Origin of the sequence: Acidovorax sp. Root402 (assembly GCF_001425125.1) — a bacterium.
GTDB classification, from domain to species: domain Bacteria; phylum Pseudomonadota; class Gammaproteobacteria; order Burkholderiales; family Burkholderiaceae_C; genus Acidovorax; species Acidovorax delafieldii.
Map to the genome: position 1 here is coordinate 1 of NZ_LMDQ01000008.1, position 24,957 is coordinate 24,957.

Sequence of the window (24,957 nt, forward strand, 5' to 3'; positions counted from 1 at the left end):
GGCCAGATCTCTTCGGGCGAAATCGGCAACGCAATGTAATTGCCAGAGGCCCCATGCAGACTGCATGAGGGCTTTGTGAAAATTGCCAATGCAAAAGGCCGGGGCCCCCTGTGAGGGGCCCCGGCCTTTTTTAGTCTGGCGGGCAGCCGTTTCGTTTCGGAGCAGCGCTAAAAGTCACCGACCATCCACATCAAACGGAACTCATGGCAATCCACGGCTGGGGGGAGCATATGCATCATGGCAAGGCCAATGCTGGAGGGCATCCACACAGCGCAGAAATAAAAAACCCGGCATTGCCGGGTTTTTTTGCCGCACAGGGGTGCTCGCAAAAGCTTACTTCTTCTGGCGGAACTTGCGCAGTGCCGCAATCTGGGCTGCCATAACAGCCAGTTCGGACTGGGCCTTGGCCAGATCGATGTCGCTCTTGGCGTTCTTGAGCGCTTCTTCGGCTGCAGACTTGGCTGCGTTGGCCTTCTCGTCGTCCAGGTCCTTGCCACGGATGGCGGTGTCGGACAGCACGGTCACGCAGTTGGGTTGCACTTCCAGAATGCCACCGGCCACGAAAACGAACTCTTCGCCACCGTCAGCCATTTCGATGCGCACCGAGCCCGGCTTGATGCGGGTGATCAGCGGGGTGTGGCGGGGGTAGATACCCAGTTCGCCAGCTTCGCCGGGCAGAGCGACAAAACGCGCTTCACCGGAGAAGATGGACTCTTCGGCACTGACCACATCAACGTGGATGGTGTTCATCATTGCTCCTAGGAAAAGGTGGGTTGCTTGATTGCTGAAGGCCGCGCTGCCATGGGCTGCCCGGCCGACGGCTCATCAGGCCACCTTCTTGGCCTTTTCGAAGGCTTCGTCAATGGTGCCCACCATGTAGAACGCTTGCTCTGGCAGGTGGTCGCACTCGCCGTTCACGATCATCTTGAAACCGCGGATGGTTTCCGACAGGGGAACGTACTTGCCTGGCGAACCCGTGAACACTTCGGCCACGTGGAAAGGCTGCGACAGGAAACGCTGGATCTTGCGAGCGCGGGCCACGGCCAGCTTGTCTTCAGGAGCCAGTTCGTCCATGCCCAGGATGGCGATGATGTCGCGCAGTTCCTTGTAGCGTTGCAGCGTACCTTGCACGGCGCGGGCCGTGGTGTAGTGGTCTTCGCCCACCACGTTCGGGTCCAGCTGGCGGCTGGTGGAGTCCAGAGGATCCACAGCGGGGTAGATACCCAGCGAAGCGATGTCACGCGACAACACCACGGTGGAGTCCAAGTGAGCAAACGTCGTGGCAGGCGATGGGTCGGTCAAGTCATCCGCTGGCACATACACGGCCTGGATGGAAGTGATCGAACCGACCTTGGTGGACGTAATACGCTCTTGCAGGCGGCCCATTTCTTCGGCCAGCGTAGGCTGGTAGCCCACGGCGGAAGGCATACGGCCCAGCAGAGCGGACACTTCGGTACCGGCCAGCGTGTAGCGGTAGATGTTGTCCACGAAGAACAGCACGTCACGGCCTTCGTCACGGAAGGATTCCGCGATGGTCAGGCCGGTCAGGGCCACGCGCAGACGGTTGCCTGGGGGCTCATTCATCTGGCCGTACACCATGGCGACCTTCGAGTCTTCGAGCTTCTCGAGGTTCACCACGCCGGAATCGGCCATTTCGTGATAGAAGTCGTTCCCTTCACGGGTACGCTCGCCCACACCAGCGAACACCGACAGACCACTGTGGGCCTTGGCGATGTTGTTGATGAGTTCCATCATGTTCACGGTCTTGCCCACGCCGGCGCCGCCGAACAGACCCACCTTGCCGCCCTTGGCGAACGGGCACACCAGGTCGATCACCTTGATGCCGGTTTCCAGCAGCTCTTGCGATGGCGACAGTTCGTCGTACGCAGGGGCCTTGCGGTGGATGGAGGCCGTCAGGTCCTGGCTGACCGGACCGCGTTCGTCGATGGGCGTGCCCAGCACGTCCATGATGCGGCCCAGCGTCGCCTTGCCCACAGGCACGGTGATGGGGTTGCCGGTGTTGGACACCATGATGCCGCGACGCAGGCCGTCGGACGAACCCAGGGCAATGGTACGCACCACGCCGTCGCCCAGCTGCTGTTGCACTTCCAGCGTCAGCGACGAGCCTTCGAGCTTCAGGGCGTCATAAATCTTGGGCATCTGGTCGCGGGGGAACTCCACGTCCACCACAGCGCCGATACATTGAACAATTTTGCCTTGCACTTGAGCCATTTTTCGCTCCAATAAAGTAGTTTGTTGAGCTGCTTACACAGCAGCGGCGCCAGCCACGATTTCCGAAAGTTCTTTCGTGATCGCTGCCTGGCGCGTCTTGTTGTAGACCAGCTTCAACTCGCCAATGACGCTGCCGGCGTTGTCGGTGGCAGCCTTCATGGCCACCATGCGCGCCGACTGCTCGGACGCCATGTTTTCCGCAACCGCCTGGTAGATCAGGGACTCGACATAACGGACCAGCAGCTCGTCGATGACGCTTTGCGCATCGGGCTCATAGATGTAGTCCCAGCCGTGTTCCGTCTTCTCAGCCTGCATCTGCTCGGAGGACAGGGGGAGCAACTGCTCCACCACCGATTCCTGCTTCATGGTGTTGATGAACTTGGTGTAGCTCAGATACACCGCGTTGATCTTGCCTTCTGCGTATGCATCGAGCAGCACCTTCACCGGGCCAATCAGCTTGTCCAGGTGGGGGGTGTCGCCCAGACCCGTCACGTGCGAAACCACCTTGGCGCCCACACGGTTCAGGAAACCCAGGCCCTTGTTGCCAATCGCCACGGCTTCGGTCGAGACGCCAGCACCTTGCAGTTCACGCAGCTTGGTCGTCACGGCACGCAACACGTTGGTGTTCATGCCGCCACACAGACCCTTGTCTGTGGTGATGACGATGACGCCAGCGGTCTTGGCATCGTTCACTTTCATGAACGGATGCACGTACTCTGGGTTGGCCTTGCCGAGGTTGGCTGCAATGTTGCGGATCTTCTCGCTGTATGGGCGGGCAGCCCGCATCCGGTCCTGCGCCTTGCGCATTTTGGATGCGGCCACCATTTCCATGGCTTTGGTGATCTTCTTGGTGTTTTCCACCGATTTGATCTTGCCGCGTATTTCCTTGCCTGCTGCCATGATGGCTCCTCGTCCGGTTTAAGCGAACGACTTCTTGAACGCGGCGATCGCTGCGGTCAATTCGGCTTCTGCGTCCTTGTCCATGGCCTTGGCCTGCTCCAGCTTGGCCAGCAAAGCGGCGTGGCTGGTCTTCAGGAACTGGTGCAGGCCGTGTTCGAAGTCGAGCACCTTCTTGACGTCGATGTCGTCCATGAAGCCCTTGTTCACAGCGAACAGCGTGGAAGCCATCAGCGAGATGGGCAGCGGGCTGTACTGTGCCTGCTTGAGCAGTTCGGTCACGCGGGCGCCGCGGTCCAGCTGCTTGCGGGTGGCTTCGTCCAGATCGGAGGCAAACTGCGCGAACGCAGCCAGTTCACGGTACTGGGCCAAGTCGGTACGGATACCACCGGACAGGTTCTTCACCAGCTTGGTCTGGGCTGCACCGCCGACGCGCGACACCGAGATACCGGCGTTGATAGCGGGGCGGATACCGGCGTTGAACAGGCTGGTTTCCAGGAAGATCTGACCGTCGGTGATCGAAATCACGTTGGTAGGCACGAAAGCGGACACGTCGCCAGCTTGCGTCTCGATGATGGGCAGTGCCGTCAACGAACCGGTCTTGCCCTTGACTTCACCCTTGGTGAAGGCTTCGACGTAGTCGGCGTTCACGCGGGCTGCGCGTTCGAGCAGACGGCTGTGGAGATAGAACACGTCGCCAGGATAGGCTTCACGGCCTGGTGGGCGGCGCAGCAGCAGGGACACTTGGCGGTAGGCAACGGCTTGCTTGGACAGATCGTCATACACGATCAGCGCGTCTTCACCGCGGTCGCGGAAGTACTCGCCCATCGTGCAACCCGAGTAGGCCGACACGTACTGCATGGCAGCCGATTCGGAAGCCGATGCGGCCACCACAATCGTGTACTCCATGGCGCCGGCTTGTTCCAGAGCGCGCACCACGTTCTTGATCGAAGAAGCCTTCTGACCAATAGCGACGTAGATACAAGTAACGCCCTGACCCTTCTGGGCAATGATGGCGTCGATGGCGACGGCCGTCTTGCCGGTCTGGCGGTCACCAATGATCAGCTCGCGCTGGCCACGGCCCACGGGCACCATCGAGTCGATGGACTTCAGGCCGGTCTGCAGAGGCTGGTCCACAGATTTACGGGCGATCACACCAGGAGCGACCTTTTCGATCACGTCGGTGAGCTTGGCGTTGATGGGACCCTTGCCGTCGATGGGCTGGCCCAGGGCATTCACCACGCGGCCGATCAGTTCGGGGCCGACGGGCACTTCCAGAATACGGCCCGTGCACTTCACGGTGTCGCCTTCGGAGATATGCTCGTACTCACCCAGAATCACGGCGCCGACGGAGTCGCGCTCAAGGTTCAGCGCCAGACCGTAGGAGGGCTGGCCGTCCTTGGTCGCGGGGAACTCGAGCATTTCGCCCTGCATCACGTCCGACAGGCCATGAACGCGCACGATACCGTCGGACACGGACACCACGGTACCCTGGTTGCGGATATCGCTGCTGGCGGCCAGACCTTCGATGCGGCTCTTGATGAGTTCAGAAATTTCTGCGGGATTGAGTTGCATGACTCTTTCCTTCTTTCTTTGGTTCGCTGTCCTCGCCGCGCATTACGCGATGAGGGCCGCTTTCATTTGTTCAAGACGGGCCTTGACCGAAGTGTCCAGCACCTCGTCACCCACCACTACGCGAATACCACCGATCAGGGACTCATCCAGCTTCACAGCGAGGTTGAGCTTGCGGCCGAAGCGCTTTTCCAGCGCTGCGCTGACCTCAGACAGTGCAGCACTGTCCATCGGAAATGCGCTGTACACCACGGCATCCGAAGATCCGTTGCGACGATTCACGAGGGCACGAAACTGCGCAGCCACTTCCGGGAGCGCATCAATGCGTCCGTTGTCGATGACTGTGCGCAGGAAATTTTTGGCCATATCCGGCAGGGCCGAGCGGGCGACCCCGGTGAATACAGCGAACACCTGGTCTGCCGTCACCTTGGGGTTGTCCGCCAACTGACGCAGCTGGGGGTTGGCGGCAATCGCCGCCAGTTCGTCCATCCAGGCAGCGGTGCTGCCCAGATCGACGCCCGCGCCCGCAGTGGCAGCCTTGAACAAGGCATCGGCGTAAGGGCGGGCAATGGTGGCGAGTTCAGCCATGTGTGTCCCCTTACAGCTCGGTCTTCAGGCGGTTGAGCAGGTCGGCATGGACGCCAGCATTGACTTCCTTGCGGAGAATCTGCTCGGCACCCTTGACGGCCAACGCTGCCACCTGCTCACGCAGGGCTTCGCGGGCTTGGACCGTCTGCTGCTCGGCTTCAGCGCGGGCAGCAGCAACAATCTTGTTGCCTTCCTCTGTGGCGCGGGCCTTGGCTTCTTCGATGATGGCCTGGGCACGACGGTCGGCGTCCGCAAGACGCGAGGCCGTCTCGTTGCGCGCCTGTGACAGCTCCTTCTCGACGCGCTGGTTGGCAGCGGTCAGTTCGGATTTGGCACGGTCGGCAGCTGCGAGGCCATCGGCGATTTTCTGGGCTCGCTCATCCAGCGCCTTCGCGATCGGGGGCCACACGAATTTCATCGTGAACCACACGAGGATCAGGAAGACGATGGCCTGAACGAACAGGGTCGCATTGATACTCACGGCAACACCTTTCTAAAGTGGCGTTGAACGGGAATTACTTGGGCAGGTTGGCCAAGAGCGTGGAAACGAAGGGGTTGGCGAAAGCGAACAGCAGAGCGATAGCCACGCCGATCAGGAACGCAGCGTCGATCAGACCAGCCAAGATGAACATCTTGGTTTGCAGTTCGTTGATCAGTTCAGGCTGACGTGCCGACGATTCGAGGAACTTGCCACCCATCAGGGCGATGCCGATGGAAGCGCCGATAGCGCCCAGACCAACGATCAGACCACAAGCCAGAGCGACGAGACCGAGAATGTTTTCCATGATGACTCCTGAGTTAAAAAGAAAAGTTAAGGAAAGAAAAAACGAAAGGGAAACTTAGTGCGCGTTGTGCGCCTGACCGAGGTAGATCAGCGCCAGCATCATGAAAATGAACGCTTGCAGCGAGATCACCAAAATGTGGAACAGCGTCCAGATGGTGCCAGCGATGACGTGGCCCACAGGCAGCAGCACACCCGACAGCGACAGGGCCGCAGCACCACCCATGAGGGCGATGAGCATGAACACCAGCTCGCCAGCGTACATGTTGCCAAACAACCGCATGCCGTGGGACACGGTGTTGGCGACATATTCAATGATCTGCATGAGCAGATTCACCACGCCCAGGATCAGGGCGAAGATAGGATTCTTGCTGGTGCCGAAAGGGGCCGACACCAGTTCGTGTGCCCAGCCGCCAGCACCCTTGATCTTGACGCTGTACCAGAAGCGCAGGATCAGGATGGCAAAAGCGAGGCCCAGCGTGGTAGACAGGTCAGCCGTGGGCACGACACGCAGATAGGCGTGGTGAGGATCGTGGCCGGCGGCGCCATAGATTTGCGCCCAGATGGCGGGCAGCAGGTCCACAGGCAGCATGTCCATGAAGTTCATCAAGAAGATCCAGACGAACACCGTCAGACCCAGGGGCGCAATGAACTTGCGGCTTTCAGCGTTGTGAATGTTCGCCTTGGCCTGGTTGTCCACCATCTCGACCAGCATCTCGACCGCTGCCTGGAAGCGTCCAGGCACACCAGAGGTTGCCTTACGGGCAGCTGACCACAGAATCAAAAGGGTGAGAGCCCCCAGAACCAAACCGACGATGATCGAGTCATAGTTGATGACAGTGAAATCAACGATCTTGGTCTGGTTGACGTTTTGAAGATGCTGCAGGTGGTGAACGATGTATTCACTTGCAGTCGGAGCGTGCGCTTCTGCGGCCATCGGACAACTCTTCTCTCTATCAATCGGTTTTTCGGACACCAGGCCGCACCAACAGTGCCACCCAGTACGTTTTCATTGCGACCACCATGCCAATCAGCAAGGCAATCCAGCTCAAGCCCGGCACCAGCCGAGGTGCCGCCGCCAGCAGCGCCACCGTCAACATGATCTTGGCGATTTCCCACCCAAAGAACCCCACCATGGCAGCCCGCGGATTGGATGACGCCTTGTGGCGCAACACACCGCGGGCAAACAGTGCAGCCGGAGCCACCACTGCCAGGGCACCGTAGGCTGCAGACCAACCCACCACCGCCCTGCCCGTCAGAACCCAGGCCACCAGGGCCACCAGCATTCCGACCAGCGCCTGACCTGCCACCACCTTCCACACCGAGAGGGGCGGATGGCGACTGCGCCACTGCTGCGCCTCTTGGGCCGTCAGGGGCTTGAAGTCAGATTCTTCAGCCTCAGTTTCAGTCTCTGGCGGGATTGTTTTCATTGATGAATGACGCCCGCGTTACAGACCGCAACTTTTACAAAGCCTCTAATTATAAGTAAAAACCCATGGCACCAGACAAAAACCCGCAAACGTGCCTGTGGGCTTCGTGTGCGCCTGCTCTGTTGTGGTGATGCGCCAACGGCTTTTGCGCTCCAAAAAACTCGCGCAATGCACCGATCTGGCGCACGCCAAACACACAATTCAGACACCCTCATCAGCCCGTGGCGCACAATGACAGTGCATGCCTAGCTATTGAAACTGCAGCATCCCTACCACCGCGATCCACCATGACATCCTCCAATCCGCCGCCCGCCAACGGCCTCGATACGCAGGCAACAGATCCACGCAAAGACTCGCTGATCGAATACCCCTCCAAGTTCCCGATCAAGGTCATGGGCGCCAAGGTGGATGGGTTCGTGCACGCGGTGACCGAACTGGCCCGCCAGTTTGACCCCACCTTCGACGCCGCCACCATTGAACTGCGGGACAGCCGCGCAGGCAATTACCTCGGAGTAACCATCACCATCACGGCGACCAGTCGCGAGCAGCTGGACGACCTGTACCGTGCGCTGTCATCGCATCCGCTGGTGAAAGTGGTGCTGTAGCCGCCCCCTTCAAGTTGCGCCATGACGATTGACATCCGCCTGCTGGGCCGTGTGGACTACGCCAGCACTGTGCAGGCCATGCAGGACTACACGACCACACGTACGCCCTCTGACCCGGATACGCTTTGGATTTGTGAGCACCCGCCGCTTTACACCCAAGGCATTGCAGGCAAAAGCGATCATGTGCTTGACCCAGGCGAGATCCCCGTCATCGCCACCAACCGGGGTGGGCAGGTCACCTTCCACGGACCGGGCCAGGTGGTCGCGTACCCGCTGATCGACCTGCAACGCGCAGGCTATTTCGTCAAGGAATACGTTTATCGCGTCGAAGAGTCCGTGATCCGTGCGCTGGCGCGCTTCGGCGTCACGGGCCACCGGGTTGCCGGCGCACCCGGCATTTATGTGCGCCTGGATGACCCGCGCAGCCACGCCATGCTGCCCCAACGCCCCCAAAAACGAGCGGGCTCGGAGGCGCCCACGCCCGACTTCGAAGGCCTGGGCAAGATCGCGGCGCTCGGCATCAAGGTCAGCCGCCACTGCACCTACCACGGCGTGGCGCTGAACGTGAACATGGACCTGGAGCCCTACGGCCGCATCAACCCTTGCGGTTACGCAGGATTGAAAACGGTGGACCTTTCTACAATCGGGGTCCACACCACCTGGGAAGAAGCCGCGCAGGTGCTGGGCCAGCAGCTCAGCATCCGGTTGGCGCCCTGAACTCTGCCTACAGCCATGAGCACCCCTGAAGTCGTCCGCGAAGCGCAATCCACCGAAGCCTACAACCCGCTGGCCAAGCAAAAGGCTGCGGCCAAGCTGTCGCGCATTCCGATCAAGGTGGAGCAGGGCGAAGTGCTCAAGAAGCCAGAGTGGATCCGCGTGAAGGCGGGCAGCCCCACCACGCGTTTCTACGAAATCAAGGAAATACTGCGCGAACACAAGCTGCACACGGTGTGCGAAGAAGCTTCGTGCCCCAACATCGGTGAATGCTTTGGCAAAGGCACGGCCACCTTCATGATCATGGGTGACAAGTGCACGCGCCGTTGCCCGTTCTGCGACGTGGGCCATGGCCGCCCCGACCCGCTCGACAAGGATGAGCCGCTGAACCTGGCCAAGACCATTGCCGCACTCAAGCTCAAATACGTGGTGATTACCAGCGTGGACCGCGACGACCTGCGCGACGGCGGCAGCGGCCACTTTGTGGAATGCATCCAGAACATCCGCGAGCTGTCGCCCCAGACCCAAATCGAGATCCTGGTGCCCGACTTCCGCGGCCGTGATGACCGCGCGCTCGAAATCCTGAAAGCCGCGCCGCCCGACGTGATGAACCACAACCTGGAAACTGCGCCCCGCCTGTACAAGGAAGCGCGCCCCGGTTCGGACTACCAGTTCAGCCTGAACCTGCTCAAGAAGTTCAAGGCCTTGCATCCCAACGTGCCCACCAAGAGCGGGATTATGGTCGGCCTGGGCGAGACGGACGAAGAGATCCTGCAGGTCATGCGTGACATGCGCGCGCACAACATCGACATGCTGACCATCGGCCAGTACCTGGCACCCAGCAACAGCCATCTGCCCGTGCGCCGCTACGTGCACCCCGACACCTTCAAGATGTTCGAGGAAGAGGCGTACAAGATGGGCTTCAGCCATGCGGCAGTTGGCGCCATGGTGCGCTCCAGCTACCACGCGGACCAACAGGCGCACGCCGCTGGCGTGTAAGCCCTGTCCACCCGGCCCGGTCGCAGGTCACCCATGGGCCCGAATGGTCTGCTCTCGCTGCGCCGCTACGGCGCATCACCGGGCAGCCACAGCCATGACCATTTCCAGATTCTGCTGGGACTCTCCGGAGCGCTGGACCTGGAGGTGGCGGGCCGTGGCGTGCGCGTGGTACCCGGCGGCGGCTGCGTGATTGCCCCGGGAGATCGGCACGACTTTGAATCGTCCCGTGGCAGCCTGTGCCTAGTGCTGGACAGCGCACACCCCGACTGGGCGCGCTGTACCGGCCAACGCCGCTCGACCAAACCACCCGCCGATGCACTGCCACTGGCGCACTATCTGGCGAGCGCACTGCAACAAGACCGCCCGCTGGCACAAACCTACGGCCCTGCGCTCTTGCTGGAGGCGTGGCTCGACAGCACCCATTCCGACTGTTCCACGCCCGGCCCCACGCGCGGCCGCACCATCAACTGGCCCGCCCTGCAGCAATGGGCGGCGCAGCAATGGCACCGTGAACTGACCGTGGCCGACCTGGCGGCGCAGGTGCATCTGAGCCCCAGCCAGTTTTCTGCCCGATGCAGGGACGACCAGGGCATGGGCGCCATGGCCTGGCTGCGCGGCTTGCGCCTGGCGCAAGCCCGGGTGCTGCGCAGCACGGGCATGACGGTGGCCGAGGTGGCGCTGCGCACGGGCTACCGCTCGCCCTCGGCTTTGACTGCCGCATTGCGCCGGGCTGAGCAGCACACATAACGGCCGACGACAACTGGCAACCAGGCCAAAACCTTGGCGCGCGACGACTCACCGGTGTTGCGCGACGACTCACTACAGCGGGCGCGCGTAAGCTCGGCGCCATGCAAGCCAACCTCTATGCCCTGGGCGCCATTGCGCTGTGGGCCTCTCTCGCTTCCCTGGGGGTTTCCCTCACCCACATTCCGCCCTTCCTGCTCACAGGCGTTGCGCTCATCATCGGCAGCGTGCCGGCCTGGCCGTTTGTGCTGCGTGACCCTGCACAGTGGCGCATCCCGCTGCGCACGCTGGCGTTGGGCGTGTACGGCCTGTTTGCGTACCACTTTCTGCTGTTCATCGCGCTGCGCCATGCCCCGCCGGTGGAGGCCAACCTCGTCAACTACCTGTGGCCGCTGTTCATCGTGGTGCTCTCGCCGGTGGTGCTGCCCGGTGTGGCGCTGCGCCTGCCGCATGTGCTGGCGGCGCTGCTGGGTTTTGGCGGCGCGGCCATTGCCATTGCCGGCGGGCGCGAGTTGAGCGGCACGCTGGCCTGGGGCTACCTGCCCGCGCTGGCAGCGGCTTTCATCTGGGCCACGTATTCGCTCATGACCAAGCGCGTGGCAGCGTTCCCGACCACGGCCATTGGCCTGTTCGGGCTGGTGTCCGGCGTGCTGTCGCTGCTGTGCCATGTGGCGCTGGAGCCTGCGGCGGCACTGCAGCCGCGCGACTGGGGACTGCTCGCGGTGCTGGGCCTGGGGCCGCTGGGGGCGTCGTTTTTTATGTGGGACAAGGCGCTCAAGCTGGGGGACGCCCGGCACATCGGCATCCTGAGCTACATCACGCCACTGGCGTCCACCGCGCTGCTGATCCTGGTGAGCGGCCGCGCATTCACCTGGAGCATTGCGCTGGCCACGGCCATGATCATCAGCGCAGCCGTGATGGGGATGCGCGCACGCTGACGCAGCAATTTCTACGAAATTGGCTGGAAGCGCTAGAAAAATATACCTGGACAGCTATCAATTTTGAAGTAACTACCCCCCCTCAGGCGGTCAGGTCCTCCGCCCGTCAAGCGGTCAGCAGCACAGCAGGTTCATCGCCCGCCAGCACCTGTTGCGCCCAGGGTGCGAGCTTGCGCGTGTCAGCGCGCAGCACCTCCTGCTTCACAGCCAGGATCTGCGCGGGGTGCATGGAGAAGCTGCGCAGCCCCAGGCCCAACAGCAGCCGCGTCATGGTCACATCGCCCGCCGTTTCGCCGCACACACACACGCTCTTGCCCTGGCGCTCCCCCTCGGCAATCACGTCGCCCACCAGGCGTAGCACGGCAGGGTGCAGCGGGTCGTACAGGTGGGCCACGGCCTCGTCGGCGCGGTCGATGGCCAGGGTGTACTGGATCAGGTCGTTGGTGCCGATGGACAAGAAGTCGAAGTACTTGAGGAAGGTGCGCACCATGAGCGCGGCGGCGGGCACCTCGATCATGGCGCCCAGCTGCACCGGACCATAGGGCTCGCCACGTGCATCCAGCTCACCCCGGGCGAGGTCCACCTGGGCGAGCGTCTGCTGGATTTCGTGCGTGTGTGCCAGCATGGGGAACAGCAGGTTGACCTTGCCATGGGCCGCCGCACGCAGCACGGCGCGCAGCTGGGTGCGGAACATGGCCGGGTCGGCCAGACTCCAGCGGATGGCGCGCAGGCCCAGGGCCGGGTTCAGGTAGCTGTCCTTGTGGGCCTTGTTGTCCAGAGGCTTGTCCGCGCCCACGTCGATGGTGCGGATGGTGACGGGCAGCCCCTGCATGCCGTCAATGGCCTCGCAGTAGGCGCGGTACTGCTCGTCCTCGCCGGGCAGGTTGCCGCTTTTGCCCATGAACAGAAATTCGCTGCGGAACAGGCCCACGCCCACGGCGCCTGCGCGCACGGCGGCGGCGGCGTCACCGGGCTGCTCGATGTTGGCCAGCAGCTCGATCTTGTGGCCGTCGATGGTGATGGCAGGCGTGTGGCGCAGGCGCGCCAGGCGTTCGCGCTCCAGTTCGACCTGGCGCTGGCGAAATCCGTATTCGGCCAGGATGATGGGCGAGGGATCGACAATGACCACGCCCGCATCGCCATCGATGATGACCCAGTCGTCCTGACGCACCAGCTGGCTGGCGGCACGCGCGCCCACCACGGCGGGAATATCCATGCTGCGCGCGACGATGGCGGTGTGGCTGGTCTTGCCGCCCACGTCCGTCACAAAGCCCGCGAACACGCTTTGCTTGAACTGCAGCATGTCGGCGGGCGAGAGGTCGTGCGCCACCAGCACCAGGGGCACATCCACCGTGTCGTCCAGCAGCAAATCTTGCTGTGTCTTGCGACGCGGGCTGCTGGCCGGTGGTGCCACCGGGCTGGCCACGCCTTTCATGTAGCGCAGGATGCGTTCAACCACCTGCTCCAGGTCCGCCTTGCGCTCGCGCAAGTACTCGTCCTCCATCTCGTCGAACTGGCGCGCAATCACCTCAAGCTGGGTGGTGAGCGCCCACTCGGCGTTGTACAGGCGCTCGGTGATCCAGTGTTTGACGCCGCCCGTGAGGGCTTCGTCCTGCAGCAGCATCAGGTGCACATCCAGCAACGCGGTCAGCTCGTGCGGCGCGTCGGCGGGCATGTCGGTCTGCAGGCGCTGCAGCTCCTCGACCACGGCGTTGCGGCCCTGGCGCACGCGTTCGATCTCGCCCTCGACCTGTGAGGGCTCGACAAAGTAGTGCGCCACATCCACCCGGCTGGACGCCACCAGCACGGCCCGGCCAATGGCAATGCCGCGTGCAACTGCGAGGCCGTGGACGGAGAAGGTCATGGTGGTGTGATCAAAGGTTCGACGGGGTCAGGACACGGGCGAGGTGGGCAGGCTTATTCACCTTCGCCAAATTTGTCGGCAATGAGTGCCAGCAGGGCGTCCATGGCCTCCTGTTCGCGGTCGCCGTTGGTTTCCAGCTCCACTTCAGAGCCCAGCCCGGCGGCCAGCATCATCACGCCCATGATGCTCTTGGCGTTGATGCGGCGCTCCCCCTTGCTCATGAAAACGTCACACGGAAAGCTGCCGGCCAGCTTGGTGAGCTTGGCCGATGCGCGGGCGTGCAGGCCCAATTTATTGCTGATGGTCGTACGGGTCTTGATCATGTCGGTTACGGCGGTTCTGGTTCTGCGGCGCGGAAATGGCCACCTGCATCACCCCTTGGGTACCACCCACCACGGCGCGGGTCACCACGGAATCGAGCGGCTCAGCCCGGTAACTCACAGCGCGCAGCAGCATGGGCAGATTGACACCCGTCACCAGGCGCGAGCGCACGCCGTCTACCAGGCGCTGCGCCACGTTGCAGGGCGTGGCGCCGAACACATCGGTCAGCACCAGGGTGGTGTCGGTGCCCAGCTGGTCCAGCATGATGCGCGCCTGGGCCAGCGATTCTTCGGGGGGCTGGTTGGGCTGCACGTCGAGCGCAGCCACGCTGCTGCCGCAGTCGGCAAACACGTGCAGCGCACATTCGCGCAGCGCATGGGCCAGTGGGGCGTGGGCAATGATGAGGATGCTGGTGGGGCTCATGGTCACGACTTACGCCACGCGGGTATCAACGAAGGGCAGGTCATGAAGAGGCCGCCGGTGGTTGCATCGATGGTTGCGCAAGTGTTCATGGTGTGGGGGTTGTCAGCACATTATGGCGCCGCCCCCGAAGCAGGAACCATGCGTAGGCGCTGACGTTGCATGCCAGGTACACCGCCATGGCCGCCTGGAACGCCGGCACGGTGGCCAGCCCCGCGGCTGCAAAGGCGTCCACCGCCAGCCCGATGCCCCACTGCACCACAAACACGCCCACAAAAATCACGAGGTTGTAGGCCGACAGCGCCCGCCCTGCCAGCGCCTGCGGAAACGCCATGGCCACGGCGGGCTGCGACAGCGACACGAAGGTGCACGACACGCAGAACAACGCCCAGGCGCCACCCCCGGCCTGGGGCCCCGCCAGGATGATGCCCAGCAGCACCACCGAGCACAGCGGAAGGCCCATGGCCATCAGCCGGTCGGCACCAAACCCCTTGCGCAGCAGCCAGGGGTTGACCATGCCCCAGGTCCAGAAGGTGCACAACATGGACACGTTGATCCAGAACAGGCCCGTCGCCGACTCCAGGGCGGTGTAGCCCGCCACGCGCTGCATCCACGGCCCGGCCCAAAGCGTCTGCATGGCCACCATGCCGCCGTAGCAGAAGAACCCCAGCGGCGCGAGGCGCTGGAAATAAGGGTGCCGCCACACCACGCCATAGCCCTGGGGCACGGCCTCTGCGGCGTTGGACGCTGCCTTGGACTGCCCCGCCAAACCCCAGCCTGGCACCCACAAAGCAATCACCACCATCGACAACGCGATCAATACCGCCAGCCCCCAGAACAGCGGGCGCCAGCCCACCAGCGGCAAGGCCCATTGCACCGGCAGCGTGGAGGCCACCATGCCCAGCGAGCCCGTCATCAACATCCACGAGTTCGCCCGCATCTGCGCCACCGGCTCCAGCCACCGGCGGTAGCCAGTGAGCGGCGCCATCAGGCAGGCGCTGACGCCCGCGCCGCACAACACCCGACCGGCGAGCAGACCCGAAAACCCCGTGGCCGCCGAAAACACCAGGCTGCCCACCACGGCCACGCCCAGGAAGCCCAGTGCGACCTTCTTGGGGCCATGCCGGTCCAGCCAGGTACCCAACGGCAGCTGCGTGGCCGAGAAGCCCAGAAAGTACCCGCCCGCCAGCAGCCCCAGGTCCCGCGCCTGCAGCGAGAACTCCTGGGCCAGCGTGGGCGCCAGGGTGGCCGTGACAGCACGCACCAGCGCCGACAGAAAGTAGGCGAAGGCAAACGCCAGAAAGACGATGACGGCCGCCCGCCGTGGCAACACGCCGCCGCTCATGGCAGCGCCAGGCCAGCGAAGAACTGGTCGGCCACCTCCGGCCGGGGCTTGGCGGTGTAGACGACGGCGTGGTACAGCCGCACCTGCGGCCCTGTCGCGCGTGCAAACCACACGGCCTGCGCGACCACCGCACTGCCATCGGGACGCTGCCCCTGAGCCACGGTACGCACCGACTGCGGCAGGGGCAAGGTGCCGCGCGGCGCGTAGGGTACGTCTTTGGCGCCCGCTTCGGCCCCCGCCCCCAGGCGCGCCAGCATGGCAGCCCGCCAATGGGTGAGCGCTGCGCCCACCTGGGCAGGGTCGGCCAACGCGGCATGGGACACAGCAAAGGTGGCGCCATCGGCATCACAGCCCACCATGGACAGTTCCACCGGTGCACCTGCCAGCTCCACCGTGCGGGTGGCTTGGTCGGGCTTGCACGGCAGGGTGATGGTCAGGTCCGCTTCGGGCAGCGGCACGGTGCGCCAATTCAGTGCGGGGCTGCAGCCCGCAATCAGCAGGGCAGCGGCCCCGGTCAATGTCCATTTCATCGGGGCATTATCGGCAGAGTCCCCGATGTCGGCTCTGCCCTGCGTTCTGCAGCGAACTTTTGCGGGAAAGTCGAGTCCAGCCTTGGTGTGGCGAGCGGGCCACTCCGGCACAATGTGGGGTGGGGCACAGGCCCCGTGTTTCTTTTGGGATGGGTGGTGAAGTCATGGCGATCAAGCATTGGGCAGCAGGTGTGGCGGTGGCAGCGTTTGCCGCTGTGGGCGCCTATGTGTACCTGGACACAGGCCGCGCCGAAGCGCCTGCATCGACCTTCGTGCTGCTGGATGGCTCCAGCAAATCCACCGCCGACCTGAAAGGCAAGGTCACCCTGGTCAACTTCTGGGCCACGAGCTGCACCACCTGCGTGGCCGAAATGCCCGAGATCATCGCGACCTACAACAAATACAACAGCAAGGGTTTTGACACCCTGGCCGTGGCCATGAGCTACGACCCGCCCAGCTACGTGGTGAACTTTGCCGAGACACGCAAGCTGCCCTTCCAGGTGGCCATCGACAACACCGGCAACGTGGCCAAGGCCTGGGGCGATGTGCGCCTGACGCCTTCCACCTTCATCGTGAACAAGCGGGGCGAGATCGTGAAGACCTATGTAGGCGCCCCCAATTTCCCGGAGCTGCACCAGTTGATCGAGAAGCTGCTGGCAGAAACCTGAGCACGGGGCGGACACAACGCCCCCGCCGCATGCACCCCAGCCCGTTCAGGGCAAAAAAAAGGCCAGTTTCGAAAGAAATTGGCCTTTTGCGCTAGTGGATCATGCCTTGATCGCTATGCAAAACATAGCAACATGATCCTCCAGTGATTGCGTCACTTCGCGCGGAAGTTGTCGTGGCAGGCCTTGCAAGTGCCTGCAGTGGCACCAAAGGCGGTTTTCAGGTTGTCCAGGTTGCCGGTCTTGGCCGCAGCGGCGAGTTTCACGGTCTCGGCTTCCAGCTTCTCGGCATGGTCCTTGAACTTGGCCTGCTCGGTCCAGATTTCTGGCAGTGCCTTGGTGGGCGCGCCCTTGTCGGTGCCGGGACCAAAGCCTGCCCATGGCAGCTTGGCCATCTGGGCCACGATGTCGGCGTTCTCCTGCGCCACCTTGGCATCGAACGGCGCGCGGCCATTGGCCATGGCGCCCAGACGTCCGAAATGCTGGCCCATCACGAACAGCGCGCTCTGGCGGTATTTGATGGCGTCTTCGGCTTTGGCAAATTGGGCGGAGGCGGGGGCGGACAGGGTCAGGGCCGCAGCCGCCAGGGTCAACGCAGCAAATGCTTTCATCGGAACTTCCTTTTTCGTGGGTGGAACAGAATGGTGCCTTCCAAGCCTGCGCAGTATGCCGGTTTGGGCGCGTTTGTGCTGTGGCTGGGAGGTTACAGGTCCGGCCGCCCTGCCGCACAATGCGCATGCCTCCTCATCCATCCCTCACTTCGGCGCACCGCCTTTGACCACCATGACGCAGCACACCGTACGCATCTGGGACCTTCCAACCCGCATTTTTCACTGGGCCCTGGTGGTCTGCATCGTGGCGCTGGTCATCACCGCCAATGTGGGAGGCAATGCCATGGTCTGGCATTTCCGCCTGGGCTACACGGCGCTGGCGCTGCTGGTGTTCCGGCTGGTCTGGGGATTGGTGGGCGGCCGCTGGTCGCGCTTTTCGGCGTTCCTGTACTCGCCAGCGCGGCTGCTGCGGTACCTGCGTGGCACGCCACATCCGGAGGACGGCATCGGACACAGCCCGCTGGGTGCGTTGTCGGTGTTCGTGCTGCTGGCCGTGCTGGCAGCCCAGGTGGGCACGGGTTTGCTGAGCGACGACGAGATCGCCTTTGCCGGACCGTTGACCCAATATGTCTCGAACGCCGTCGTGGGGCTGGCCACGAACTACCACAAGGACATCGGGCAGTTCCTGGTGCTGGGGCTGGTGGCGCTGCACGTGCTGGCCATCGTCTTTTATGTGCGCGTGCGCAAGCAGCAACTCATTCGCCCCATGCTGGACGGCGACAAGACGCTGCCAGAGGCGGCGTCGCCTTCGCGGGATGATGCCCTGAGCCGTATCGTCGCCTTGGTGGTGCTGGCCCTGAGCGGGGGCCTGGCCTGGTGGGTGTCGTCCCTGGCGGCACCGGCGTTCTGAACGAAGTCGCTACACTGGCGGCTCCTTCGTTTGCACGCCTTGCGCTTTGGACAAGCCCTCCATCTCCCTGAGAACCCCCTCTTCGCCCGCCGAGTGGGATGCGGTCAGAGACATTTTTCGCGAGTACGCCAGCACGCTGGGCGTTGATTTGTGCTTTCAGGACTTTGAGTCCGAACTGGCGCAGCTGCCGGGCGACTACGCCGAACCCCGTGGCGCCCTGCTGGTCGCCGAAGTGGAAGGCGCCTTGGCAGGCTGTTGTGCCCTGCGCCCGCTGGACAACGCCGACTACCCCAACGCCAGCGAAATGAAGCGGCTGTATGTGCGCAAGGCGTTTCGCGGCTTTGGCCTGGGTCGCGAGCTGGCCGAAGCCATGCTGGACCGGGCGCGGCAAGCAGGTTACGCGTGTGTTTTGCTCGACACCTTGGACGATATGGAGTCGGCCCGCGCGCTATACACCGACCTGGGCTTCGAAGAAATCCCGCCCTACTACCACAACCCCATACCCGGGGCACATTACCTCAAGGTCGATATTTTTTGACCATTTGAGGCGCAAGCGCATGGTGCACATGCGCTTGCAGCTATTGATTCAATAGCAATCAGCGGGGTCTCACGCCGCCTTGGCCTGGGCCAGCAGGGTGTCAGCGTCGCTCACTTCAAACTTGCCCGGTGCTTCGACGTTGAGCGTGACCACCTTGCCATCGCGCACGAGCATCGAATAGCGGTTGCTGCGCAGGCCCATGCCCTTGGAGGTCAGGTCCAGGGTGAGGCCCGTGGCTTGCGCGAAGGCGGCGCTGCCGTCGCCCAGCATGCGCACCTTGCCGTCGGTCTTCTGGTCGCGCGCCCAGGCGCCCATCACGAACGCGTCGTTCACGCTCACGCACCAGATTTCATCCACGCCGGCCGCCTTGAACTCGGCGGCCTTCTCCACATAGCCAGGAACATGCTTGGCCGAGCAGGTGGGTGTAAAGGCACCGGGCAATGCAAACAGGGCAATCGTCTTGCCCGCCGTCGCCTTGTCCACCGCCACGGGATTCGGGCCGATGCTGCAGCCTTCGCCCTCGACTTCGGAATATTCCATCAGCGTGGCTGCGGGCAGGGTGTCACCGACTTTGATCATTGTTTTCTCCTAGGGATGTTGGGATGGGGTGTTGGAACCCGAGAACGCAGTGCCATGCAAAGCTCCTCCTGGGCACGGTGTGAACCGTTCGCATCAAAAAGGTGGCCCACAAAGCAAAACGACCCACATTGTGGGTCGTTTTGAAGGGCCTTGCTGCCCAGGGGCTTGCGCCCCCGGAGCGGGCATGGACAGCTGCTTACAGCAGGCCGGCCTTTTGCACCAATCGGGTCGCCACCCAGTTCTTGGTCTTGGAGAGCGGACGGCTCTCGGTGATTTCGATCACGTCGCCCAGCTTGTACTCGCCATTTTCATCATGGGCGTGGTACTTGCTCGACTTCGCAACGATCTTGCCGTAGAGCTCGTGCTTCACACGGCGCTCGACCAGCACGGTCACAGTCTTTTGACGCTTGTCGCTGACCACCTTGCCAATCAAGGTGCGCTTGAGGGATTTTTTAGGTTCCGTCATATGGGCTCCTTACTTGGCGGCTTGCTTTTCAGCAAGAATGGTCTTGGCACGTGCGATATCACGGCGGGTGGTGCGCAGCGTGTTGGTGTTACCCAGTTGCTGCGTAGCCTTTTGCATGCGCAGGCCGAAATGTGCCTTTTGCAGTGCCTTGATTTCGGCTTCGATGCCGGCAACGTCTTTTTGGCGCAGTTCAGTAGCTTTGGTCATTTTCATGGTCTCCTGAATTACGCGCCAAGGTGACGGCTGACGAACGTGGTGCGCAGCGGCAGCTTGGCAGCAGCCAGGCGGAAGGCTTCGCGGGCCAGTTCTTCGGGCACACCGACGATCTCGAACACGATCTTGCCGGGCTGGATTTCGGCCACGTAGTACTCGGGGTTGCCCTTACCGTTACCCATACGCACTTCTGCGGGCTTGGTAGAGATTGGCTTGTCCGGGAACACGCGGATCCAGATACGGCCGCCACGCTTGACGTGACGGGAAATCGCACGGCGTGCAGCTTCGATCTGGCGGGCCGTCAGACGGCCACGATCGGTGCACTTCAGACCGAAATCACCGAACGCAACGGAGGCACCCCGTGTTGCGACGCCAGTGTTACGGCCCTTTTGCTCCTTGCGGTATTTACGGCGAGCAGGTTGCAGCATCTTTATTCTCCTTTACCGTCCGCTGCTGTAGCGGGCGCGGCGACTTTGCGTACGCGCTTAACGGCGGTGTTATCAGCGCCACCAGCTTCCGCTGGCTTGTCGCTGCCGTCGGCCGGAGCGGCGTTGCCACCGACAGGACGACGTGGGCCACGGCCTGCGCCTGGACGATCGCCACCTGGGCGGCCATCACGGCGTGGGCCGCGTGGGCGGCGCTCTTCGTCTGGACGAGGCGTTTCCACGGCGGGCAGGTCATTGCGGCCCAGCGTGTCACCCTTGTAGACCCAGACCTTGACGCCGATCACACCGTAGGTGGTCTTGGCTTCAGAGGTACCGTAGTCGATGTCCGCACGCAGCGTGTGAAGTGGCACGCGGCCTTCACGGTACCACTCGCAGCGAGCGATTTCGATACCGTTCAGACGACCGGACGACATGATCTTGATGCCCTGGGCACCCAGACGCATGGCGTTCTGCATGGCGCGCTTCATGGCGCGGCGGAACATGATGCGCTTTTCGAGCTGTTGCGTGATGCTGTCGGCGATCAGCTTGGCATCGATTTCAGGCTTGCGCACTTCTTCGATGTTCACTGCAACGGGCACGCCCAGACGCGACGCGAGTTCCTTCTTCAGGTTCTCGATGTCTTCGCCCTTCTTGCCGATCACCACACCAGGACGTGCCGAGTAAATGGTGATACGGGCGTTCTTGGCAGGACGCTCGATCAGGATACGCGACACAGCCGCGTTCTTGAGCTTGGCCTTCAGGTACTCGCGCACCTTGATGTCTTCGGCCAGCATGCCCGCGAAATCGCGGTTGCTGGCGTACCAACGGCTGGACCAGTTGCGGCTGACCGCAAGGCGGAAGCCGGTAGGATGGATTTTCTGTCCCATAGTCTTCCCGAGCCTTTAGTTGCCAACCGTCACGTACACATGGCACGTGGGCTTGCTGATGCGGTTGCCGCGGCCTTTGGCGCGCGCGGTGAAGCGCTTGAGCGTGGTGCCTTGTTCGACGTAGATGGTCTTGACCTTCAGTTCGTCGATGTCAGCGCCATCGTTGTGTTCGGCGTTGGCGATGGCCGACTCCAGAACCTTCTTGACGATTCCCGCAGCTTTTTTCTGCGTGAAGTTCAGGATGTTCAGAGCCTGGTCCACTTTCTTGCCGCGGATCAGGTCGGCGACCAGACGGCCCTTGTCGACCGACAGACGGACGCCCCGGAGGACTGCACGTGTTTCAGACATGGTCGTTCCTTACTTCTTCGCTTTTTTGTCAGCGGGGTGACCCTTGAAGGTGCGCGTCAGGGCGAATTCGCCCAGCTTGTGGCCCACCATCTGGTCGGTGACATAGACCGGCACGTGTTGCTTGCCGTTGTGCACGGCGATGGTCAGACCGATGAACTCGGGCAGAACCATGGAGCGACGCGACCAGGTCTTGACTGGTTTCTTGTCCTTGGTGGCAACGGCCTTTTCGACCTTGGCCAGCAAGTGATGGTCAACAAATGGACCCTTTTTGAGAGAGCGAGTCATCTGTTACCCCTTACTTCTTGCGACGCGACACGATCATGATCTGTGTGCGCTTGTTGTTACGGGTGCGATAACCCTTGGTCAGATTGCCCCAAGGATCGACTGCATGGCGGCCTTCGCCGGTGCGGCCTTCGCCACCACCGTGAGGGTGATCCACAGGGTTCATGGCCACGCCGCGAACCGTAGGACGAATACCCATCCAGCGCTTCACACCGGCCTTGCCCAGTTGGCGCAGGCTGTGCTCTTCGTTGGCCACTTCACCAATGGTGGCGCGGCATTCGATGTGGATCTTGCGCACTTCGCCGGAGCGCATACGCACTTGAGCATAAACGCCTTCGCGGGCCAGCAGCGTTGCCGAAGCACCTGCCGAGCGGGCGATCTGAGCACCGGCACCGGGCTTGAGCTCGATGCAGTGGATGGTCGAACCCACGGGGATGTTGCGGATAGGCAGCGTGTTGCCAGCGCGGATCGGTGCTTCCGAACCGGACAGCAGGGTTGCGCCCACTTCCAGGTTGCGGGGAGCGATGATGTAGCGACGTTCGCCGTCGGCATAGCACACCAGAGCGATGTGGGCCGTACGGTTGGGGTCGTACTCAATGCGCTCAACCTTGGCAGGAATGCCGTCCTTGTTGCGCTTGAAGTCCACCACACGGTAGTGGTGCTTGTGACCACCGCCCTTGTGGCGGGTGGTGATGTGACCGTTGTTGTTACGACCGGCCTTCTGGAATTGTGGCTCCAGCAGGGGGGCGTACGCTTCACCCTTGTACAGGTGGTCACGCGTGACCTTCACCACGGCACGTTGGCCGGGCGAGGTAGGTTTCATCTTAACGACAGCCATGATTACGCGGCCTCCCCGGAGAGGTTCAGCTCTTGACCTGGCTGCAGCGTGACGTATGCCTTGCGAACGTTGTCGCGGCGGCCCACGGTCTTGCCGAAACGCTTGGTCTTGCCTTTGGTGTTCACCACAGAAACGCCCTTGACTTCCACCTTGAACATCAATTCCACAGCGGCCTTGATTTCGGGCTTGGTAGCGTTCTGCAGCACCTTGAACGTCACTGCATTGGACTTCTCGGCAACCATGGTGGCCTTTTCGGACACGATGGGAGCGACCAGCACTTGCATCAGACGACCTTCGTCAAACTTGAGTGTGCTCATGCGAACATCTCCTTGAGTTTGTCGATTGCACCCTTGGTGACGAGCACTTTCTTGAAACGCACCAGCGACACGGGATCGGCGTAACGGGGCTCAACGACGAGCACGTTCACCAGATTGCGCGAGGCCAGGTACAGGTTTTCGTCCACTTCGTCGGCAATCACCATCACCGATTGCAGGTTCATCGCCTTGAACTTGTCAGCCAGGACCTTGGTCTTGGGGGAATCAAGCTTCAGCGAATCGACCACAGCCAGACGGCCTTCGCGGGCCAGCTGCGACAAGATGGCAGACATACCGGCGCGGTACATCTTCTTGTTGATCTTCTGCGTGAAATTTTCGTCAGGCATGTTCGGGAAAATCCGACCACCCCCACGCCACAGAGGCGAGGAAGTCATACCTGCACGTGCGTTACCCGTACCCTTTTGCTTGAAAGGCTTCTTGGTCGAGTGACGGACTTGCTCGCGGTCCTTCTGGGCGCGAGTGCCTTGGCGTGCGTTGGCCTGATAGGCCACCACGATCTGGTGCACCAGATCTTCGTTGTATTCACGACCGAACACGGTTTCAGGAACATCCAGCTTGGATGCGCCTTGGCCTTGGTCATTCAGGAGTTCGAGCTGCATTAGTTCGCTCCTTTGGAGGCTTTGGCCTTGATCGCTGGACGCACCGTCACGAACCCACCCTTGGAGCCCGGAATAGCGCCCTTGATCAAGAGCAGTTGACGCGCTTCATCGATGCGGATGACATCGAGGTTTTGCGTGGTCTTGGTGACATCGCCGAGGTGGCCCGTCATGCGCTTGCCGGGGAACACGCGACCTGGGTCTTGTGCCATACCGATCGAGCCAGGCACGTTGTGCGAACGGCTGTTACCGTGCGACGCGCGCTGCGAGCTCATGTTGTGACGCTTGATGGTACCGGCGTAGCCCTTACCGATGGACGTGCCTTGCACGTCGACCTTTTGGCCCACGGCAAACACATCGGTGGCAGGAACCGTAGCACCCGCGGCGTACTTGCCAGCGGTTTCTGCGGTCACGCGGAATTCCTGGATGATTTCACCGGCTTCCACACCTGCCTTGGCAAGGTGGCCGGCTTCTGGCTTGGTCACGCGCGATGCTTTGCGCGAACCGAACGTGACCTGCAGGGCCACGTAGCCATCGTTCTCTTGGGTTTTGACCTGGGTAACGCGGTTGTTGGACACATCCACCACCGTGACAGGCACTGCGTCCCCATCATCGGTGAACAGACGCATCATGCCCACTTTGCGACCCAGCAACCCGAGGGAGTTGCTCAGACTCATTGGTTTTCTCCAAAACTCTCACCGCCGCAACTTCAATTGGCTACGGCGTTTCCGCAAACTCTCGCTTGCGTGCATGAAAGAAGGTTAATAAAACTCCGCTGACGCACACCATTTAACAGGCGCAAATCGAGCGAAGCCCTAAAGTATAACGCGAACTGCTTTTTCAAGCAAGTTCGCGTTATTTCAGTCACTGCAGGACGGGCGAACCCGTCCCACAGCAGCTACTGCTACATCACTGCAGCTTGATTTCGACGTCCACGCCAGCTGGCAGGTCGAGCTTCATCAGGGCGTCCACGGTCTTGTCCGTAGGGTCCACGATGTCCATCAGACGCTGGTGCGTGCGGATTTCGAGCTGGTCGCGGCTGGTCTTGTTGACGTGCGGCGAGCGCAGGATGTCGAAACGCTTCATGCGCGTCGGCAGGGGCACGGGACCCTTGACGATGGCGCCGGTGCGCTTGGCGGTGTCGACGATCTCGGCAGCGGACTGATCGATTAGCTTGTAGTCAAACGCCTTCAGGCGGATGCGGATTTTTTGCTTGGACATGGCAAGTTCCTTTTCTGCTTATGAATTAAGCAATGATCTTGGCCACGACGCCAGCGCCCACGGTACGGCCGCCTTCGCGGATAGCGAAGCGCAGACCTTCTTCCATGGCGATGGGGTTGATCA

General features: G+C 62.2%; 35 protein-coding genes and 1 pseudogene. 8 read left to right on the plus strand and 28 right to left on the minus strand.

All coding sequences use genetic code 11. From position 1 onward, the window contains the following. Positions 1-333: 333 nt before the first annotated feature. The 9 genes from ASC83_RS04655 to ASC83_RS04695 form a co-directional block, all read right to left on the minus strand. Positions 334-750 carry a F0F1 ATP synthase subunit epsilon gene (locus tag ASC83_RS04655; protein ID WP_015012216.1) on the minus strand — a complete coding sequence of 139 codons (417 nt, stop codon included), beginning with the start codon at positions 748-750 and terminating at the stop codon, positions 334-336. Between the two features lie 75 nt (positions 751-825). Then, entirely contained in the window at positions 826-2,232 is a 1,407-nt protein-coding gene (atpD, locus tag ASC83_RS04660) for a F0F1 ATP synthase subunit beta (protein WP_056058846.1), read from the minus strand. Positions 2,233-2,265: 33 nt separating this feature from the next. Then, on the minus strand, positions 2,266-3,132 hold the full coding sequence (atpG, locus tag ASC83_RS04665) for a F0F1 ATP synthase subunit gamma (protein ID WP_056058853.1): 867 nt from the start codon (positions 3,130-3,132) through the stop codon (positions 2,266-2,268). An 18-nt stretch (positions 3,133-3,150) separates the two neighbouring features. After that, positions 3,151-4,704, minus strand: coding sequence for a F0F1 ATP synthase subunit alpha (gene atpA, locus ASC83_RS04670; protein WP_056058856.1), 1,554 nt, complete (start codon positions 4,702-4,704; stop codon positions 3,151-3,153). Between the two features lie 42 nt (positions 4,705-4,746). Continuing rightward, on the minus strand, positions 4,747-5,289 hold the full coding sequence (locus tag ASC83_RS04675; protein WP_056058859.1) for a F0F1 ATP synthase subunit delta: 543 nt from the start codon (positions 5,287-5,289) through the stop codon (positions 4,747-4,749). A 10-nt stretch (positions 5,290-5,299) separates the two neighbouring features. After that, positions 5,300-5,770, minus strand: coding sequence for a F0F1 ATP synthase subunit B (locus ASC83_RS04680; RefSeq protein ID WP_056058864.1), 471 nt, complete (start codon positions 5,768-5,770; stop codon positions 5,300-5,302). Between the two features lie 34 nt (positions 5,771-5,804). Then, complete coding sequence (gene atpE / locus ASC83_RS04685; RefSeq protein WP_015012210.1) at positions 5,805-6,074, minus strand: F0F1 ATP synthase subunit C; 270 nt, start codon at positions 6,072-6,074, stop codon at positions 5,805-5,807. 54 nt (positions 6,075-6,128) lie between these two features. Beyond that, positions 6,129-7,007: a F0F1 ATP synthase subunit A gene (gene atpB, locus ASC83_RS04690; RefSeq protein ID WP_010467223.1), complete on the minus strand. Its 879-nt coding sequence runs from the start codon at positions 7,005-7,007 to the stop codon at positions 6,129-6,131. A 19-nt stretch (positions 7,008-7,026) separates the two neighbouring features. Further along, a complete protein-coding gene (locus ASC83_RS04695; RefSeq protein WP_056058866.1) occupies positions 7,027-7,500 on the minus strand; it encodes an ATP synthase subunit I in 474 nt (157 codons plus the stop codon). Positions 7,501-7,787: 287 nt separating this feature from the next. On the opposite strand from ASC83_RS04695, the gene ASC83_RS04700 reads away from it, so the two are divergent. The 5 genes from ASC83_RS04700 to ASC83_RS04720 all read left to right on the plus strand — a co-directional run bounded on the left by ASC83_RS04700 (position 7,788) and on the right by ASC83_RS04720 (position 11,500). After that, positions 7,788-8,105: a YbeD family protein gene (locus tag ASC83_RS04700; protein ID WP_056058869.1), complete on the plus strand. Its 318-nt coding sequence runs from the start codon at positions 7,788-7,790 to the stop codon at positions 8,103-8,105. A gap of 21 nt (positions 8,106-8,126) precedes the next feature. Further along, positions 8,127-8,822 carry a lipoyl(octanoyl) transferase LipB gene (gene lipB, locus ASC83_RS04705; RefSeq protein WP_056058872.1) on the plus strand — a complete coding sequence of 232 codons (696 nt, stop codon included), beginning with the start codon at positions 8,127-8,129 and terminating at the stop codon, positions 8,820-8,822. 15 nt (positions 8,823-8,837) lie between these two features. Next, the gene (gene lipA, locus ASC83_RS04710) at positions 8,838-9,818 is read left to right on the plus strand and encodes a lipoyl synthase (RefSeq protein WP_056058875.1); all 981 of its coding nucleotides are present in this window, start codon (positions 8,838-8,840) and stop codon (positions 9,816-9,818) included. A 33-nt stretch (positions 9,819-9,851) separates the two neighbouring features. Continuing rightward, positions 9,852-10,565 carry an AraC family transcriptional regulator gene (locus ASC83_RS04715; RefSeq protein WP_056058878.1) on the plus strand — a complete coding sequence of 238 codons (714 nt, stop codon included), beginning with the start codon at positions 9,852-9,854 and terminating at the stop codon, positions 10,563-10,565. Between the two features lie 101 nt (positions 10,566-10,666). Further along, entirely contained in the window at positions 10,667-11,500 is an 834-nt protein-coding gene (locus ASC83_RS04720; RefSeq protein ID WP_056058882.1) for a DMT family transporter, read from the plus strand. Between the two features lie 106 nt (positions 11,501-11,606). On the opposite strand, the gene ptsP is transcribed toward ASC83_RS04720, so the two are convergent. The 5 genes from ptsP to ASC83_RS04745 all read right to left on the minus strand — a co-directional run bounded on the left by ptsP (position 11,607) and on the right by ASC83_RS04745 (position 15,980). Continuing rightward, the gene (gene ptsP, locus ASC83_RS04725) at positions 11,607-13,364 is read right to left on the minus strand and encodes a phosphoenolpyruvate--protein phosphotransferase (RefSeq protein ID WP_056058884.1); all 1,758 of its coding nucleotides are present in this window, start codon (positions 13,362-13,364) and stop codon (positions 11,607-11,609) included. Positions 13,365-13,417: 53 nt separating this feature from the next. Continuing rightward, on the minus strand, positions 13,418-13,687 hold the full coding sequence (locus ASC83_RS04730) for an HPr family phosphocarrier protein (RefSeq protein ID WP_056058887.1): 270 nt from the start codon (positions 13,685-13,687) through the stop codon (positions 13,418-13,420). Further along, the gene (locus tag ASC83_RS04735) at positions 13,656-14,108 is read right to left on the minus strand and encodes a PTS sugar transporter subunit IIA (RefSeq protein WP_056058890.1); all 453 of its coding nucleotides are present in this window, start codon (positions 14,106-14,108) and stop codon (positions 13,656-13,658) included. Before ASC83_RS04735 ends, ASC83_RS04730 begins: the two co-directional genes overlap by 32 nt. A gap of 85 nt (positions 14,109-14,193) precedes the next feature. Continuing rightward, positions 14,194-15,450, minus strand: coding sequence for an MFS transporter (locus ASC83_RS04740; RefSeq protein ID WP_056058893.1), 1,257 nt, complete (start codon positions 15,448-15,450; stop codon positions 14,194-14,196). After that, positions 15,447-15,980 (minus strand): hypothetical protein, encoded by a 534-nt coding sequence (locus tag ASC83_RS04745; RefSeq protein ID WP_056058896.1) that lies wholly within the window; start codon positions 15,978-15,980, stop codon positions 15,447-15,449. The genes ASC83_RS04740 and ASC83_RS04745 overlap by 4 nt, the downstream gene beginning before the upstream one ends. Positions 15,981-16,144: 164 nt before the next feature. On the opposite strand from ASC83_RS04745, the gene ASC83_RS04750 reads away from it, so the two are divergent. Next, positions 16,145-16,648, plus strand: coding sequence for a TlpA disulfide reductase family protein (locus ASC83_RS04750; protein ID WP_056058916.1), 504 nt, complete (start codon positions 16,145-16,147; stop codon positions 16,646-16,648). A gap of 152 nt (positions 16,649-16,800) precedes the next feature. Here ASC83_RS04750 and ASC83_RS04755 read toward each other — a convergent pair whose 3' ends face one another. Continuing rightward, a complete protein-coding gene (locus ASC83_RS04755) occupies positions 16,801-17,256 on the minus strand; it encodes a cytochrome c (RefSeq protein WP_056058898.1) in 456 nt (151 codons plus the stop codon). Positions 17,257-17,428: 172 nt separating this feature from the next. Here ASC83_RS04755 and ASC83_RS04760 point away from each other — a divergent pair, with 172 nt between their 5' ends. Together ASC83_RS04760 and ASC83_RS04765 are read left to right on the plus strand one after the other, a co-directional pair. After that, complete coding sequence (locus ASC83_RS04760) at positions 17,429-18,106, plus strand: cytochrome b/b6 domain-containing protein (protein WP_056058901.1); 678 nt, start codon at positions 17,429-17,431, stop codon at positions 18,104-18,106. Between the two features lie 46 nt (positions 18,107-18,152). After that, on the plus strand, positions 18,153-18,644 hold the full coding sequence (locus ASC83_RS04765; protein WP_056058903.1) for a GNAT family N-acetyltransferase: 492 nt from the start codon (positions 18,153-18,155) through the stop codon (positions 18,642-18,644). Positions 18,645-18,713: 69 nt separating this feature from the next. Here ASC83_RS04765 and ASC83_RS04770 read toward each other — a convergent pair whose 3' ends face one another. The 13 genes and pseudogenes from ASC83_RS04770 to ASC83_RS23410 all read right to left on the minus strand — a co-directional run. Next, entirely contained in the window at positions 18,714-19,223 is a 510-nt protein-coding gene (locus tag ASC83_RS04770; protein ID WP_015012193.1) for a peroxiredoxin, read from the minus strand. Positions 19,224-19,419: 196 nt separating this feature from the next. Then, the gene (rpsQ, locus tag ASC83_RS04775; RefSeq protein WP_056058906.1) at positions 19,420-19,689 is read right to left on the minus strand and encodes a 30S ribosomal protein S17; all 270 of its coding nucleotides are present in this window, start codon (positions 19,687-19,689) and stop codon (positions 19,420-19,422) included. Between the two features lie 9 nt (positions 19,690-19,698). After that, complete coding sequence (rpmC, locus tag ASC83_RS04780) at positions 19,699-19,896, minus strand: 50S ribosomal protein L29 (protein ID WP_015012191.1); 198 nt, start codon at positions 19,894-19,896, stop codon at positions 19,699-19,701. Between the two features lie 17 nt (positions 19,897-19,913). After that, positions 19,914-20,330 (minus strand): 50S ribosomal protein L16, encoded by a 417-nt coding sequence (rplP, locus tag ASC83_RS04785; RefSeq protein ID WP_015012190.1) that lies wholly within the window; start codon positions 20,328-20,330, stop codon positions 19,914-19,916. A gap of 2 nt (positions 20,331-20,332) precedes the next feature. Then, positions 20,333-21,214 (minus strand): 30S ribosomal protein S3, encoded by an 882-nt coding sequence (gene rpsC / locus ASC83_RS04790; protein ID WP_056058910.1) that lies wholly within the window; start codon positions 21,212-21,214, stop codon positions 20,333-20,335. Between the two features lie 15 nt (positions 21,215-21,229). Next, a complete protein-coding gene (gene rplV, locus ASC83_RS04795) occupies positions 21,230-21,562 on the minus strand; it encodes a 50S ribosomal protein L22 (protein ID WP_007847806.1) in 333 nt (110 codons plus the stop codon). A 9-nt stretch (positions 21,563-21,571) separates the two neighbouring features. Continuing rightward, positions 21,572-21,847, minus strand: a complete 276-nt coding sequence (gene rpsS / locus ASC83_RS04800) for a 30S ribosomal protein S19 (RefSeq protein WP_010467177.1) — start codon at positions 21,845-21,847, stop codon at positions 21,572-21,574. A gap of 10 nt (positions 21,848-21,857) precedes the next feature. Beyond that, positions 21,858-22,682: a 50S ribosomal protein L2 gene (gene rplB / locus ASC83_RS04805; RefSeq protein ID WP_008906426.1), complete on the minus strand. Its 825-nt coding sequence runs from the start codon at positions 22,680-22,682 to the stop codon at positions 21,858-21,860. A 2-nt stretch (positions 22,683-22,684) separates the two neighbouring features. Then, the gene (rplW, locus tag ASC83_RS04810; protein WP_007847815.1) at positions 22,685-22,999 is read right to left on the minus strand and encodes a 50S ribosomal protein L23; all 315 of its coding nucleotides are present in this window, start codon (positions 22,997-22,999) and stop codon (positions 22,685-22,687) included. Then, on the minus strand, positions 22,996-23,616 hold the full coding sequence (rplD, locus tag ASC83_RS04815; protein ID WP_008906425.1) for a 50S ribosomal protein L4: 621 nt from the start codon (positions 23,614-23,616) through the stop codon (positions 22,996-22,998). The genes rplW and rplD overlap by 4 nt, the downstream gene beginning before the upstream one ends. Beyond that, on the minus strand, positions 23,616-24,290 hold the full coding sequence (rplC, locus tag ASC83_RS04820) for a 50S ribosomal protein L3 (RefSeq protein ID WP_056058913.1): 675 nt from the start codon (positions 24,288-24,290) through the stop codon (positions 23,616-23,618). The genes rplD and rplC overlap by 1 nt, the downstream gene beginning before the upstream one ends. Before the next feature lie 232 nt (positions 24,291-24,522). Next, positions 24,523-24,834: a 30S ribosomal protein S10 gene (rpsJ, locus tag ASC83_RS04825; protein WP_005796953.1), complete on the minus strand. Its 312-nt coding sequence runs from the start codon at positions 24,832-24,834 to the stop codon at positions 24,523-24,525. Positions 24,835-24,859: 25 nt separating this feature from the next. Then, positions 24,860-24,957 (minus strand): annotated as a pseudogene (locus ASC83_RS23410) (elongation factor Tu); the annotation flags it as partial.